Annotated in this window: 11 protein-coding genes and 1 pseudogene; 1 reads left to right on the top strand and 11 read right to left on the bottom strand. The window is 53.8% G+C overall.

Annotated elements, in window-relative coordinates:
• Positions 1-172: 172 nt before the first annotated feature.
• A complete protein-coding gene (locus QZ460_RS01630) occupies positions 173-1918 on the bottom strand; it encodes a S41 family peptidase (RefSeq protein ID WP_290539842.1) in 1746 nt (581 codons plus the stop codon).
• A 163-nt stretch (positions 1919-2081) separates the two neighbouring features.
• On the opposite strand from QZ460_RS01630, the pseudogene QZ460_RS01625 reads away from it, so the two are divergent.
• Positions 2082-2218: pseudogene (locus QZ460_RS01625) on the top strand (IS982 family transposase); the annotation flags it as partial.
• A 239-nt stretch (positions 2219-2457) separates the two neighbouring features.
• On the opposite strand, the gene QZ460_RS01620 reads toward QZ460_RS01625, so the two are convergent.
• From QZ460_RS01620 to QZ460_RS01575, 10 genes are all read right to left on the bottom strand, one after another.
• Positions 2458-3951: a PepSY-associated TM helix domain-containing protein gene (locus tag QZ460_RS01620; RefSeq protein ID WP_290539841.1), complete on the bottom strand. Its 1494-nt coding sequence runs from the start codon at positions 3949-3951 to the stop codon at positions 2458-2460.
• A complete protein-coding gene (locus QZ460_RS01615; RefSeq protein ID WP_290539840.1) occupies positions 3920-4852 on the bottom strand; it encodes a hypothetical protein in 933 nt (310 codons plus the stop codon). Before QZ460_RS01615 ends, QZ460_RS01620 begins: the two co-directional genes overlap by 32 nt.
• Positions 4849-5730 (bottom strand): hypothetical protein, encoded by an 882-nt coding sequence (locus QZ460_RS01610; protein WP_290539839.1) that lies wholly within the window; start codon positions 5728-5730, stop codon positions 4849-4851. Before QZ460_RS01610 ends, QZ460_RS01615 begins: the two co-directional genes overlap by 4 nt.
• Positions 5731-5741: 11 nt before the next feature.
• Positions 5742-6452, bottom strand: a complete 711-nt coding sequence (locus QZ460_RS01605; protein WP_290539838.1) for an HmuY family protein — start codon at positions 6450-6452, stop codon at positions 5742-5744.
• Positions 6449-8809 carry a TonB-dependent receptor gene (locus QZ460_RS01600; protein WP_290539837.1) on the bottom strand — a complete coding sequence of 787 codons (2361 nt, stop codon included), beginning with the start codon at positions 8807-8809 and terminating at the stop codon, positions 6449-6451. Before QZ460_RS01600 ends, QZ460_RS01605 begins: the two co-directional genes overlap by 4 nt.
• A gap of 81 nt (positions 8810-8890) precedes the next feature.
• Positions 8891-9532 carry a DUF4903 family protein gene (locus tag QZ460_RS01595; protein ID WP_290539836.1) on the bottom strand — a complete coding sequence of 214 codons (642 nt, stop codon included), beginning with the start codon at positions 9530-9532 and terminating at the stop codon, positions 8891-8893.
• A gap of 1615 nt (positions 9533-11147) precedes the next feature.
• Positions 11148-11351, bottom strand: a complete 204-nt coding sequence (locus tag QZ460_RS01590; RefSeq protein WP_290539835.1) for a hypothetical protein — start codon at positions 11349-11351, stop codon at positions 11148-11150.
• A 1254-nt stretch (positions 11352-12605) separates the two neighbouring features.
• The gene (locus QZ460_RS01585; RefSeq protein ID WP_290539834.1) at positions 12606-13436 is read right to left on the bottom strand and encodes a hypothetical protein; all 831 of its coding nucleotides are present in this window, start codon (positions 13434-13436) and stop codon (positions 12606-12608) included.
• 28 nt (positions 13437-13464) lie between these two features.
• Positions 13465-14295 (bottom strand): endonuclease/exonuclease/phosphatase family protein, encoded by an 831-nt coding sequence (locus QZ460_RS01580; RefSeq protein WP_290539833.1) that lies wholly within the window; start codon positions 14293-14295, stop codon positions 13465-13467.
• 29 nt (positions 14296-14324) lie between these two features.
• Entirely contained in the window at positions 14325-15974 is a 1650-nt protein-coding gene (locus tag QZ460_RS01575) for a RagB/SusD family nutrient uptake outer membrane protein (protein WP_290539832.1), read from the bottom strand.
• Positions 15975-15989: the final 15 nt, after the last annotated feature.

Here is a 15989-nt window from a genome sequence, read left to right as displayed (position 1 = left end):
TCATCAGGGGTAACACAGAAATTTTTAATCATATTATCTGGTTGCCCCTTAAAAAGCCCATTTTTGCGAGATATTGTTCTGATAGAGTATCTTGCCGATTTATCAAACGCTTTTTATTGATTAAACTGCTGAATACCTGCGCATAAATGTATTTTTAGGAGATGACTAAATATCAGCGAGCCAGCTCCAGTGCCCGTTCGAGCACCTCGTCACGCCCGGCCTGCAACCCTTCGGCCGTCGGCAGCACCTCGACATCAAGGCGCACGCCTACGGTCTGGGTCTGGGTCCCGTCCGGATAGAAGACGCCGACTCCCGAAAAACTGGTCATCAACCCTCCGGGTAACGGGAGAAGGACGACATCCCCGTCGGCGCCCGAGGTCGGCGAGCCGATGGTCAGTGTCTGCGGGCAGCTCTGCAGCGCCATGGTCTGGAACTCGGGATTGCTCTGCGTTATTTCGTCGGCCAGTAAGATTACCCGCCCTTTGTAGGGCTGGGTGCACCGCTCGGCACCCTCCTCGAAGCCATTGTACAGCAACAGCTCCTGCCGGAAGAAGAGGCCGGGCAGGGCCAGCGTCGGATGAACCATCTGCCAGGCAACGACCGGCTCGGTACGCAGCGACTGGCTAATGAGCGCTGTCAGCGTTAAGTCCATATTCTGTGGGCATGTGCGCAGGTCGATGATGAGCGCCCGCGTGCGGGGCAGCGTCTGCCCGACCTCGGCGAGGTGCTCGCGTGAGAAGGTCCCGGCGTAGATGTACCCCACCGAATCGGCCAGCAGGCGGAAGGGCGGCTGCACAAGCTGTACCGGGTCGTAAAGGGGGGGGGAGACGCTGCCATAGGGCACCGTTGCCACGCGGAGCGTGTCGCAGGACCCGGAGCGGCGGCGAACCACCTCGGCGGTATCGCGCCGTGTGCGTAGCCCGTGAAAACGGAGGGCTTGGCGCAGGCTCGCCTCGTTCGACCGCGAGGCATACTCCTGCAGCAACTCCAGTCGTTTGGAGATAGGCTCTCCGTCGATGGCCAGCACCTCGTCGCCCCGTTCGAGGGCACTGTCGCCGGAGTAGCCGACAAAGAGGCGCCCTTCGGCCTGGAGCGGCCACACGGGCAGTATCCGCTGTCCGAAGAGCATCTCGACCAGCGCGTAGGCATGGCCGTCGTTGAGCTCGCGGATTAACCGCATGTAGAGGCGGGCAAAACGTCTCCCGTCCGTTTCAACACCTATGAGAGGAATATAGGTGGAGAGCACCTCCTCCCATGGGTGCAGTGTCAGCGAACGGTTCGGGGCGTAGTACTCGATGACGTTCCACAGCCGGAAGAGCAGCAGCAGGTTGAGCCCGCTATCCATCTGCGGGGTCGGATAGAAAGACTCGCCGCACAGCGAAAGGTAGTGATAACCCGGTTGTCCGTTTTCCATTGTTCCCATGCGGAAGTAGTAGTTCTCATCGCGCTCGGCATAACGCAGGTCCTGCAGCAGGTGCGACAGATCACGCCCCAACAGGGTCGTATCTCTGGTCCACGCCAGGTCGACGGTCGATACCAGTTCGAGCGGTGCCAGTGCCTGTTCGCACTCGGCCCGGTTGGGGGTGTAATCTCCCAGCGAGCGGACCCAGTCGAGCAGGTGCCGGTTGCGGGTCTCCCGGTCGGCGTGCACGACCTGCGGCAACAGGACGAACAGGGCGCTGTCGACATCGACACGGCGCAGCGTGTCGCAGAAGACCGGATGGTGGTACTTGGCATAGCCCCAGACGCGGCAGAGCGTTTCGAGATTTCCGACGGCACGGGGATCCTTCAGATCCTCCGCCGTGAGGTTGAATCCCGAGGAGGCGGGGACAGGGACGGGAGGTTGCTGGGCCTGCATGACGGGTGTAACGCACAACAGACAAAGCAGAATACAGGAAATACGAAATAATGGTCTCATTTTACTTATTATTGTATAGGCATATGTAATACAGCATGGTCATTGTGCTTAATCCAAAAACGGATATACCTTCCAATAAATTGTATTCTTCATAATGTTTCCCATCCTTGGGGTTATACGACTTATAACCAATCTTTGAATTACTGAAATTGATAAACGATTTATGTATAAAAAGTGTGTATTGCTGATATTTATCAAATTAAATGCGGCTAAACTTTTAATGGACAAATATCGTATGCACAACCTACAGGCAATATCGCAAAATCTCCAAACATCTGCAAGCAAGTCGCCGGTAATTTATAGACGGGAGATTACTTCGTTCTCGTGTAATAGAACCCGGGAAAGGTTGGCCGCTCCTAAAGGATGTGGAGGCGAGGGGGCCTAAGAGGGGCGAAGAGTTCCTCGGAGAAGGTCGGAAGAGACCGGAGAAAGACCCGGAAAAACAGAAGCCTTGTAAACAAAGTGTTTACAAGGCTTTTTGTTTTGGGGTTGTCTGCCTGAGAAAGCAAAAGACTGCCGGATTCGGGGCGGGTTGCATTTCAGTCCTGTCGGAGCTTGTTCCTGCGCCGTAGCTTCCATCCGCTCCACAGGATCCACACAATGGCAAGTCCGGTGAAGAAGACAAACACATAGGTAGCGGCGGTGCCGATGTAGATTCGTCCGTTATGCACCTCCAGAGCAAGGTTCCAGAGCGACATGGGCTGCATGGCAAGGTATTCCGGCTGGGGAAGCGCGGCCGTTCCGTCGGAATACTCCACGGCAAACGCTTCGTCGCCCAGGTCGGCACTGAAACCGGATATGGCTCTTTTGCCGAATGGTGGGCCGACCTCGCATTCGGGCGCTTCGCCCGTAAACCAGTCGGTGACCGTGTCGTGAGCCCGGTCCCACACAAACAGACCGCTGAAAGATCCGCAGAGCCATCGGCCCTGGGCGTCTTGCTGCCATACGTTCAACCCCATCACGCTGACAGGCGGCGTATGCTCCAGCTTTTGGGGAACGCCGTCAATCGATTTTAGGGTGTAGAAGCCCTCGGATGTGGATAGCAGCCATTCGCCGCAGGCCGCATCATAGCGTATCATGCGCAGTTTGTCGTTCCACGGATTGGGGTTGTCGAGGGAGCTGCCGGGCAGGGCGGGCGTGGTGCATGATGCGAGGGCTATCAGTACGGGAGGGCGCAGGCTCCATCCTGTTGCGGTGATGAGCAGGGTCAGGACGAGGGTCATGCGCCCGATCTTGTCGTGCCACAACAGCGAAAGGCGGGTCCAGCGTGCCGCCGTGGTCGCAGTCCGGCCCTGGCTGCGTCTGCGCTGCATGTATTCGGGCAACAGCCAGCAGAGGATACCCGTTGCACAGAGCAGCACCAGAACCACGGCCACGGCATCCATGACGAACTTGCCCGGCAGGCCGAACAATTCGCCCGTGTGCAGCATCCACACCGTGCGGAACAGGGAGATTTGGCCCTCGTAGTCCGTTGGGGCCTGCAGCCGGATCTTCCGGAATCGGTCGCAGGATCGCTTCGCGACATAGAGATGCGAACGCCCCAGCACCACCAGTGTATCTCCCCGGCAAGTCATGTCCGTCAGCATCTCGCCGTCGCCCTCGGGAAGCGAAACATGCTGCCAGCCGGCATTGATGTCGTGGCGGTAGAGTCCGAACGGGCTGAGCGCATAGAGGCGGCTGTCCGCCGCCTGGATCGCGGCGCGTATTTGTCGGCTGTCGGCGCCCTGGGGAAGCCCCGGGTTGAAGTCCGAAAATGCGGAGGCCGAAGAGTCCGTTTGCCAGAGGCCGCCCGTTCCGTAGACCAACACACGGCGCCCGCGGTTATTGTCCGTATAGGACAATGTGCCGCGCAGCAATCCGTTGTTCCAGCGTCTGTATTCGTAACGGGACGGCAGCCACTTGCGGCTGATGTCAATCTCCCGGACGGATTCCCGATGGTTCAGGACGATGCCCGACAGGCAGAACATCATCAGGAAAAAGCTGAAGACGATACCCAGCCACTTATGATGTTTTCTCCAGGTTGCCCGTTTCATGGCGATGCGTTCCGTTTCTTGCGTAATGGTTATAGAGAAGACCGGATGCCGTAGCCAGAAAGGACAGGCCGATGATGACCAGCTGATCGATGTGCGCCAGGGGCGCCGACCACAAGCCTTCGAGCAGGTGGATGCGGTCGAAGACCTCCACGGCGATCCAGAAAATGATGACCGTAGCGAAACCGTAGCGCAGGCTGATGCCCCAGGAGGCATAACGCAGCAGGCGGGCAAACATGAACAGCGAGCCAATCAGTCCCAGCATCCCCACAAGCAGTGTGATCGGATGGTGGTCGCCCAGGAAGCGTTCGTCGTAGCAGAACATCAGGGTGAGGTAGCACGTCCACAGCATCGTCATCACTTCCATAAAGGCAACAATGCTGGTGTGCCGCGTCATTGGCCGCGCCGCGATCTCCTTCTTGTGCCTGCCGAAGAACCGACGCTGCCACCAGTTCAGGAAGTTGCAGCCGTTGGCCGTACAGAACAGGTACAGCAACATCACCATAGCCCAGAAACCGAAGGTCGCCGGAAGGATCAGGTACTCCGGGCGGCTGACAATCTCGCCGGTCACGGGGTCGAGTTGCGCCCGGGTGCCGAAGCGTTCGGCATAATACATGAACAGAAAATCGATGGCTCCCATCCAGTAGAACATGCCGCCGAACAGGCCCAGCAGGCTCTGGCGGACGTCTCCCTTTACGAATACCCCCGCGACGACCAGTCCCAGACCGAACAGTCCCATGCCCATTCCGGCATAGAACTGCTCCACACCCGTAGTCCCGTCCTTCAGCAGGCGCGCAAGGATATGTGTAAGGGGCATTGCCGCCAGAGTCACCGCGATGGACACTGTCGCCTTGACCCAGTGCACGGGTTTTCCGGTTGTCTTCCGGTTTCCTATCCTCTTCATTCGGATACAACCGTTTTCTTCCTGGCCGCCACATACCAGAGATAGAAGGCCAATATCACAAACACCATCAGGATGATTCCCATCTCCGCAACGTGGTTGAGCGGGTCTGTCCATATTTCGCTGAAGAGGTCCATGCGGCCCAGAATCTCCACCGGAGTCCAGAAAACAATGACCGTAGCGATGGACATGCGGATATTGGGTCCCCACGAAGCGATGCGCAGCTGCTTGGCGAAGATGAAGAACGAGCCGATCAGGCAGCCCAGGCCCACAAACGCCGTCACGAGATGATTCTCGCCCAGGAATACATCGTCGTAGCAGAACATCAGCAGCAGGTAGGAAGCCCACAGAATCATCATCAGCTCCATGAAGGTGACGATGCTCGTATGGCGTGTCATGGGGCGTGCGGCAATCTCGTGCTTCCGCCCCCGAAACAGCAGACGCTGCCACCAGTTGATGAAGTTGCAGCCGTTGCGCGTGCTGAACAGATACATCACCATCACCATCATCCAGAATCCGAAGGAGGCCGGAAGGATCAGGTACTCGGGGCGGGTCACGATCTCGCCCGTCACGGGGTCGAGTTCCGGCTGTGTGCCGAAGCGGTTGGCAAAATACATAAACAGGAATTCAACCCATCCGGTCCAGAAGAGCAGGCCGCCGAACAGCCCCCACAGGGTCTGGCGCGTATCTCCCTTGGCAAAGACGCCCGCAATGACCATCAGCATACCGACGGCCCCCATGGCAAATGCGGAATAATGCAGCGTGGTCTCGTCCATAAAATGTTCCATCAGGATCATCACGGCATGACCGAGCGGCATGGTAAACAGGACCATCAGAAATGAAGCGGAGGCTTTCCACCAGTATCTTTTTGCTTTTTCCATATCTTTTTTTCTTATTTCAATTCGTCGCAATAATAGCTGATTCTTCCGCCTTCGTCACCAATCTCCACGTTGGCGTTGTACCAGCTGATAATCTGTATTTTAAAGTAGCGTTTCCCGTCGGCCGTACGCACCACATAGGTGTGTAACGACGGAGTATAGACGGGAGGTGGTCCGGCAAACGTCATCGCCTTGGCCAGCAGCGGATTGGCATTCGTTTTGGTCCTTTGCGGTCCGTTGTTCGGGTCGAACCAGGGGTTGGAATTAAAGTCCAGTCCGTTTTCCACCAGATAGTGGTTCCAGTCGTTCTGCGACATGGTCACGCTGACCTCGCCATTGTCAACCGTCCATTCCAGATCCGTCGGCAACTGAGCAACGCTCGTCCATTTGTCGTATGCGCCATATCCCAGGTCGGCGGCGCCTCCACGGCCTATTCCGCTCGTTCCGCTGTTGGTTCGCAGCACATAGCCGCAGAAGGCCAGATCCCAGTCCGTGCGGTTGAACTGTTTGCCTTCCTGGATATCCATATTCACCTTCTGGGCATTGAACATCTGCCCGGTGCGCAGGTTGAAATAGATCCAGTCGTTCGTCACTCCGGTGGAATAACCCGACTTGCGCGGCAGGGTCTTCCCGGTGAAAGGCCGTATGTCGTCATAGTCCACACACGAGGACAGGAGCAGGCAACCCAACACCAAAGTTATTGTTTTTATGTCAAAACCTTTCATTTCCGTTTCTTCAAAGCGTTAATCACATCGTCAAGCATGAATTCCAGCTGCACCCACCCGTTGATTCCGGCAGTGGCCGGGACGTTGAACATGGTAATGCCCGACCCGAGAGTTTTCGGCACGTAGTTGAACAGGTTGTCCAGCCCGAAGGTCAGCTTCACCTTGTTCCAGAACGTCTGCGACACGGACAGGTTGCACAGCACATAAGGAGGCAGGTCGCAGCGGAAATAGGCGTCATAGCTCTTGCTGTCCTCTTCCACGAACACGCGATCCTGCACGTCGAACTTCTTGCCTCCCATATAGGAGGCGCTGAACACCGCGTTCAGCCGGTAGTTCTTCCGCGTGAACTTGTAGTCCAGGCTGGCGGTGGCGGCATGGGGAGAAGTGGTGTTGACCTGCACGCCCTGGTTCTTGCTCACATCGACAAAACTGTAGGTTCCGTTCAGCGTCAGGCAGTCCAGCGCACGCCAGCGCAGCAGGGCTTCGACTCCCAGCAGGCGTTGCCTGTTCAGGTTGGTGTACTCGAAGTTGTACTGCATGTCGTAGACGCGCCACACGCCCTCGATCTTGTCGCGGAAATAGTTGCCGTAGGCCGTGGCGGACACGAACAGGCGGTCGTTGCTATACTCCGCACCGAGCGAAAAGTAATTGTTCTTCTCCGGCTGCATATTCTCGTTGCCGCGGATCATGAACATCCCCAGGTGGTCCCAATTGAAGAAGAGTTCCTTGATGCTCGGCGAGCGGTAGCCCATCGAATAGTTGGCACGGAGGCTCCAATGCTCGTCGGGCGAATACTTGGCGGCCACCTTGGGCATCGCCATGAATCCGAAAGCCCGCGAAAAATTGGTGCGGATTCCGGCAGAGACCATCCATCGGGGATTGATGGTCCATTCGTCCTGAAGAAAATATTCCGTCTCTTTCAAGGCTCGGGTTTTCAGGTCGTGGTTGGCATTGCCCGAGAAACGGTCGCTGGTCAGTTCGTCCGACGTGTGTTCGATGCCGAAAATTAGGCTGTGGCCGTCGAAATAGTCGCTTGTAATGGTCAGACGGGGCTGCCAGATGCTGCTCTCGTAATCCTTTCGGCGGGTGTTGATGCGTTCGTGGCGCTTGTAGCGGTTGTAGAAGTCGGAATGAAAGCTTCCGGTCACGCTGAACCAGTCCTTTACGCGGTAAGTCACCTTGGCTCCGGCATTCCATTCGTTCGCCTGGCTGAAGGTCATGTCCTGTATCAGGTCGTAGGTGTTCATAAAGAACCCTCCGCCATAGATCAGCACGGACAAGCCCGGCAGCGGGTCGTAATACACCTTCTGCGACATCGTGATGTGCTCCTTGCCCTCGATGCCCATCGGCGGGCGGGCTGCGGCACTGATCACCGTAATGTCATGGGGCAAAAAGGGGTTGGCCTCCTGCGTGTAGACCTTCTTGTCGTTCTCGGCCTGATACATGTAGAAGGCGTCGGTGGAACTGTACCATACGTCGGTCTGCGAGGTTACCTTGCCCGCATTGAAGCCCGCGGAAACCCAGCCTTGCAGGTTGGGACGGTCGGCATTCTGCTCGAACATGTACAGGAAGTCGCTTGGCTGCGGATTCTTGTAGTTGCGTTCGTTCATCTGCCCGTAGCGCACTCCGGCGTCGATCGACAGCGGTTTGGACGTCTTTTTGGTGATCAGGTTGATGACAGCTCCCGCCGCACGGCTTCCGTAGAGGGTGGAGCTGGCGCCCTTCACGATCTCGATGCGGTCGATGGCGTGGAGGTTGAAGCGTTCATAATCCAGGTTACCCGCCATGTCGCCCGTCATGCGCTCGCCGTCCATCAGAAACAGCACGTGGCGGGCATCCAGTCCCTGCATCGAGATTTCGTTGCCGAAGCCCACTTTCTGGATGTTCAGTCCGGGGGTCTCCTGCTGGAGCGCCTGCTGCAGATTGGCATATCCGGCATCAACCAGCTGCTTGCCGCCCAAGACCTGCGTGGTGATGGGGGAAAGTTTGAGGGGACGGGCCGAGCGTGAACCCGTCACGACCACTTCGTTCAGACCCAACGCATCCTCTTCCATGTAGACGGTCTTTTCTGTTTCGGAAGCTCCTACCTTTCCTGTCTGCGGCACAAAACTGATGTATGTCACCTTATAGTAGCAACTGCCTTTCGCGGCGAGTTCCAGCACGGCCTGTCCGTCCAAATTCGTGATGGCGTGCATCGCGTTCCTCAGTTCCGGATTGTCGGCATAGGTCACATTAGCGGCTATAATCGGCAGCTCCGTCCCTTTCTCCAGTACCGTCAATCTGAAGATCTGCTGGGCTGCAGCATCCATACAGACGCATAGGGCCAGCAGCAGTATGAGGAGTTTAATTTGTTTCATCTATCGGTTCTTTAATAACATTAAAAGAAAGGGCACGTTCTGTCCTTGTGCCCTTCCTTCGACAATTCCAAATGGCCCTGTTTAATTCTTTCCCTGCTCTTTCTTCGCTTCTTCGAGGTCTTTCTCATACTGTGCGAATTCTTCGTCGAAGCGGCTAATGCGCGTCTTGTCGATGGTCTGGAGGAAGGTTTCGATACGCACGTTCATCATGTTATAGTCTATGATGAACTCCACTTGCTTGGTGTTCACGTTCAGGAAGCCGGTAACACTGGCTCCGCTTCCTTCCTTGTCACCCTTGGCTTCGCTACGGCCGATGGTCACTTTGCCGTCCGTGCCCACAAATTTAACCCAGCCATTACCGGGATACTCGTCCTGTTCCCAATTATTGAGATTCGTGAATTTGGTGGTGCTGCGGAAAGTGATGCCGAAGGGCATGGCTCCCACGGTGAAGTTGTTTAGATTGAGGATCATGCCTCCTTCCTCATTCCACTCGAACTTGAACTTGGTGGGACAACCTCTTTCGAGCAGGGTCTTGTCCACGCCGTTCATGGTTGTGCGGGTGGAAAGCACGATTTCTTCATTGAGTATTTCCTTGGCCTTGGCCAGATATCCTTGAGTCGGAGGATCATCCTGCTTGGAGTCATTGCTTTCGCACGATGTCAGCCCTGCAACGGCCATAAAAAGGAGCATTATATATGTGTAGATTTTCAATTTGTTATTCATTTTTATGTTTGTTAGAGGTTCTTCAATAAGGATAAAGAGTTGGGAAGAAGTACTTGTCGGAATTTCTCCCCGGATCTTTAAATATTACACGATTTTACCATTAAATCAATATTGTCAGTTTCTGGCATACTGCCGAGTGGTGTTTGGCAATGTCCCGTTAAAGACATGATCGCCTACCAATATTTGGGTATTGACACTCACTCGCATTACAATATTTGCTACAAGAGCAACACAAAATAGGATTTTCTTTTTCCATGAAAAATTTAAATTAAGAATTAAACATTATATATAAAAACATTCGTTATTTCCACCAAACGGCTTGTTTCGTTTGTTTTATCAACAAACACCCTCTCTTTGCCAAACGGCCGGCTTTATCCTTTTCGGGAATACGGAGAGTTCGGGCAGGACTTCTGTGGGGATACGCGTTCCGGAAGGCCGGGTGTTCTCGTATTTTTCGCCAAATCATCCAACCGCTGTTCCCCGTCGTTGCAGAACAGGGATCCCCGCTGGGCGAGGATTATCTTCAATTTTCACTATTTATCATCGGCTCCCGACTGTAGGAGAGGCCTTCGTCTTCGTGGCATGACGCACAGCACAAGCCGAGAGCCAATATTGCAGGTGTATAAAATTCAGTCATTTTTGTTCGGGATAAATAGATTTTAAATCGTATCGTAATTTGTTTGCAAAGGTCTCTTTTTCTTTATTGCCGTGCAATACCTAAAATTAGGGTTTATTCGGCACAAATTACAATCCGAGGAGGCTTTTGATCTTCGCGGCAGAACTCTCCTGTCTATTATAAATTGTTATATGGGATATTTCGAGCTGTAGGAAAGAGAGGCTGTCGGCGATCTCGTTGTCTGCAACAAACGCCGGCAAGGCATAATTTTGAGGTCACGCTACCGGTGATTGAATCGGATGCGCTACGCTTGTTCTACGCTTTTATCCGGCACCGAATCGGCCGGCGGATTTTCCAACGCCGGCATGTGGTTTCGGCAAAGAGAGCCGGGACTTCGGGATTAAGCCCCTTTTCTGCCCTGGGATCCGATGAATCGGGAGATGATCTCCTCGGGCAGCGGTTTCATAATTGCACGATTTTAGAAACAGCCAGAAAACTCGGGCTGCAGAAGAGATAGGACTACTGCCTGAGGCGTTCATGACCGTCAGCGACAACTCCATGCACTCCACCTGTGCATTGAGCGCGGCGTTGGGCATGACAGCCTACTGGCATAGGCTGTACACGCTGTAATGAAAAGGCCGAGTTACAGGTGCGGAAGCGCCGGCTGTCGAGCGTCTGGAGGGGATTCGGGTAGTTCGTCGGTGCGTCGAAGATTTCCGGGTAGAGCATCGGGCGGATATACAGCGTTGCTGGTTGCGTCGTGTAGTCGGTTTCCGAACGGAAATTCACCACCCAGCGTCCCCTGCGACGCACGTCTTGCGCAGTGTGATTTTCGGGAGCCGGAAGCGCTGGTCGACTCGCTCGCCATCGCCCCCCCCGTCCGTAATCGGCATCCCACTGCCCGCCGAAGGTTAGACGCTCCTGCAGGTAGTGTTTTTCAGTATTCGAGCGCAGCTGCAGGTTCACCTCCGTGCGGCCGGTGTGGTGTTTAGTATAGGTTTATCCCGTGGCCACAAGCGGCGCGGCATCGGGCCGGTAGTAGGTTGTCACGGAGCAGCCCTCCGAGGTCTGGAAGTCGTGCACGTAATGGGCGTTATCCGTCATTTCGAGCTTCTTGCGCAGCTTGACGATGGCGTCCGCCGCGATCGAGTGGATCTCGTTGTCGAGGTAGCGCTCGAGCGAGGGCTCGGTCGGGCGGTGCACGCCCTGCAGGCCTCGTACAGTCCCCCGTAGAAGCTCGTCCGCTCGTGTTGTTGGTCTTATAGGTGTTGAGAGTCTGGAAGTCGCGCCCAAAGTACATCGCCATAGCCTTGGCGTTCCACATTCACGGCTTGTAGCCCGCACCCAGTTGTTGTTCGATTGATCGATCCTCTTGTCGATAGTAACCCACAAAAAGTTGTAATACTTGACATGAGTTGCCCCCCCACCTCCAACAACATCCGATTGTAGCACACTTTTCCCCGGAGCGTATCGGATTATGGATCAGATCATAACAGGCTTTTACCCGGGTCGTATACTGGGCTTATCCAGAGACCACCCTATAATATACAAACGATCGGAGGATTTCTGGATCAAGATTCTGGCAGACTGAGCCCGTGCAAACAAGGTGGTGAAGGCGAAAAGAAATGAAATAAAATATTTTATACCATGCATACTATAAAGAATTTATGAATGCAGGAAGAAACCTTCCTGCATCCGAAAATTACGAACACCAGATGTCTCCCTCACAGTTGAGATCCTTATCGACAAGTGCGAGTTCCGCTACTGCATGATCGGAAGAGTTGGCGATAACAGGCCCGAAAAGGATTTCCACATGGATAGAGCCTGCTCTGGACGCTCAGGCATCGGCACGGCTGCCGCATCCGGCCTGTCCGACTGATTCCGGATTTGCCCACAAGAGATACTTCCCAACAAAACGCCGATCAATAGCACGTAATACTTTATGGCCCCATCTCGATGATACCTCAAATAACGAATTGCCGGGCCGACAACGCATTTGTTGGCTACATCAGCGATATTTCTTATTTGCTGAAAAGGTCAAGAGAGTTTCGGCCGGCTCAATATACCAGTAAGGGAGGCCGAGTGTGCTTCGTCAAGCCGTAGTGAACGAGGATAATTCGGCTATCGTTATCAGCTACATGGCTTCTGTTCAGGGAAAAGCAGTCAGACGGCCACAACCTATTTTAAGTTGGAGCCTCCGGTTTTTTCGAATAAAGTTGGAGGCGACTAATCAGGTATTAGTAAAATTCCCGATTCTTTCAAATCGCTAATGGCGAGACAAATGTCCCGTTAATAAGTTCGATATGTATCCGTAAAGATAAATACCGCAAAGTTCTGAAATCGTGCGATTTCAGAACTTTTTTATTCTCTATCCCAAAGAAAGGATCCGAAATCTTGAAACAAAAGAGTGTCACAGGTTTCCCTGCGACACTCTTTATTGAAAACAGATCGAGGCAATTACCACATCACGCTGATTTCGTATGAGTTGATACCATTGGCCAGGGCCTCCGTCTCTACGCTTTTGAAGGCCCAGAAGTGCTGTTCGGCCAGCATGAAGATGGAATACTCCGCACCTTCGGCCACCTTTGACACGACAAATGAAGGATCCGCCTCGGCAACTTTCGCCGTCAGTGCATCCATTAATGAATTTTTTACAGTACCGATGACCAGCATGTTCATGCCCCCACTGCGCTTCAGGGAGTTCATGACTCCCTCACTGCCGCCAAAAGCGTCAATCTGATCCTGAGCATCGAAACGAACCGTGCGGAAGTTGATATTGAATGAAACGGGAACCTTGGTCAACCCTTCGCCCGTGGCATCGGAGCGGAAGCCCTCCATCTCGGGAGACAGGCTGGTGACATAGCAATTCTTGCCGCAGGGAACTCCCAAAATGGAGTGTGCAGGTTGATTGAAGAACATACAACTGCCTTGGACGTCGTTTGTCGAACTCACCGAGTTCAGCGCAAAACCCATCATGCGCAGACCCTCGGAAGCTATCTTGGACACATTCACCACTCCGCTGCGATCCGAGCGGTCAAGGATCGTAAGCCACGACTTGCCCTTCAAGGTCTTAAGCGCATAGTCCTTGACAGCCGTAAAGTCGGCATCGGAAGAGAACAGGGGCTTGTTTTCCAAGCGGGACACGAATTGAATGGTGGCACTGAATTTTTCGGAAGGCCAGGCATTCTGCGATTCAAAAGAGTATTTATCATCGTCAGAGCAGCATACCAATGTCGGAACGACAAACAATAACGATAACGACAAGAAATATTTTTTATACAATTTCATTTTTCTCCTTCTTTAAAAGTCCGATAACTTATTTAATCTCCAACGTGGCGTAAACCGCATTGTGGTCCGAAAGGTTGCCACTGAACATGGTTCCCGAATCGGTAACCGTCCATGTATTCTTCGGGAAGGTCAGAATGTAATCCAGCCAGTTGTCCGCCGCCATGTCGCAGAGTTGGGGAATCTGCTCCAACTCGCTCAGGCTGCTGACGTTCAGGTCTCCCATCATCACTGTGGGATAAACCGGCTTATTTAGGCTGAGAAACTCGATAGACTCAGGTTCCTGATACTTGACCTTGGCATAGGTATCCATGTGGTCGAAGTGTGTACCCGCGATGCGGATGATTCTTGTCGAGTTATTTTGGGTCGGAACCAGAATGTCGGCATAGCCGATGCTGCGCTGGTCGGAGCCGAACTCATAAAGCTCACTGCCGCTGTTGTGGTCGTAGTAGCCTTTGCCTTTATAGTTCTTGTAGGTGAACTTCTTCGATGCCGTGCTGACAAAAGGATATTTCGACAGAATGACATTGCCGTAGAAGCCAACCTCCTTGGGATAGGATTCGATGAAGTAGGCGTACATGTTCAGAGATGCGGCCAATTCAGCCATCTTCTCCTTGCCCATGCGGCCCGTCATCGTCTCAAACTCGTTCAACACCATGACGTCCGGATCAATATCCTGAATAAATTTGACAAAGGGGGCGACGGGGAAGCCATTGCGCTCTCCGCTCTTATCTTCCTGCTCGAACGAAAGAACATTCCAGGAAGCCACTTTCAAACGTACTGCCTGAGCCTTAACACTCGTTGCCGAAACCAGCAGGAGACAGAAGGCTGACACTCCCAATATATATTTTACAAGTTTCATATTCTACTTTTATTTTAGGTTCCTAACTATTAATAGCCCTTGTTCTGTTGCAAGTAAACAGTGCCTTCAAATGCCTGTATGGGAATGGGGAATACTTGATTGATCTGGGGATCGAAGTGACGGCCGGAGTCATAGTTTTCAGGACCGTCGATGACCACCTGCTCGGTAGCATAATCCCAGTGCGACTTGATGCGGCGGGTCGGCTGTGCATAGACTTCCTTGGCATCGCCCCAGCGCACCAAATCGAGATGGCGCGAAGGCATAAACTCAAATGCCAACTCGCAGCGGCGCTGGTTCTTCAGCTCGGTCTTGGTTGCATTGCTGTTCTCCGGGAGACGTGCTCTGCGACGGATGCGGTTCAGCAGCTGCTTGGCTTCATCGTTGCCCTCGCCCTTCATCCAGATCAGCGCCTCGGCCTTCATCAGCAGAATATCGGCGAAACGGATCAGGCAGGTTCCCAGCGTATTCGAAGCATTGTTTCCGTTGGAGCTGACTTCCTTACCCTTACAGTCGGCTTTCTCCCAGGGTGACATGAACTTGCAGAAAGTCATACCCGTATCCGAAGCGATGTCACAAACCTTCTGGTAGGAACCTCCCCTCTCATTCAGCAGGGTACTGTTACCGCCGTAGCAGATGTCACTGCCGACGAACTGGATGTGCTGACCAGGATAGAGGATGGTCGCGTCACGACGAATGTCCCCCTCTTCGTAAGCCTCCCACAATCCGAGTGTGGGTTGGAAGTAACCCCAGTGGTTGTAGAGCCCCCAACCGCCGTTCTGGAAAGACATGCCATGGAATTTGGGACCATCGATAGGGCTGCCCAGCAGAGAGAACAGGTATTCGCAACCGAAATTCTGCTCTCTGCGCCACAGGTTGTGGAAAGCATTCTTGGTATTGTCGTCGAACAAGTCTCGCTTATCGGGGCCCGAAAGCTCCATTACCTTGTTACACATCTCGATGACGGTGTTGTAGTAGTTCTTGTCGAACTGTGCGGCATAGAGAGCGGCACGTGCGGCGAATGCCCAAGCGGCAGCCTTGTGCGGCAGACCATAGTTGTTCTTTTCGATCTGCGAGAACAGCGGCAGTTTCTCGGCAGCCGTTTTGAAATCGGCGATAATCTGATCGTAGTTGTGCAGAACGCTCGCCGGGCGCGGAGCATCCATCTGTGCGGGTTCGGTTGTATCCAGAATGATGGGGATACCGCCGTTAAAACCGTTGTCACCATAGTAAGGAGCAATCCAAAGCATGGCCAGGCCGCGGAAGAAATAGGCCGTACCTACAGCTCTTTGCGCGTACGCGGGGTCGAGGTTCAGAGTCGGAACCAGTTTGATGATGTTGTTGGCCTTGGCATTCACCTGATACATCGCACCCCAGGTGTCTTTCACATCAGAACCGTTCGACGGCGACATCTTGAAGTTGCGAATCTGGTCGGCCTCCGGCTCGTTGCGGCCCACGGTGATATTATCGCTGCAGCACTCAAACCACATGACTCCCCGGCCCGTAACACCCTCCGAATCGTTGGATGTAAAGGAGTACAATGCTGTAATCGCCTTGTCTATGTCCTCCTGGGTTTCCCACTCCGTTGACGCTCCATATTTGGTTGTCTCCAGAAAATTCTCGCAACCCGAGAAAGTCACTCCCAGGAAGCAAAGCGCTGAAAACATCAATATCCTTTTCATAGTTGTATTCGATTA

It is taken from the genome of Alistipes sp. (assembly GCF_020026455.1).
Classification (GTDB): Bacteria; Bacteroidota; Bacteroidia; order Bacteroidales; family Rikenellaceae; genus Alistipes.
The sequence above is the reverse complement of the archived record's forward strand: the minus strand, read 5'-3'. Positions and strand labels throughout refer to the sequence as shown.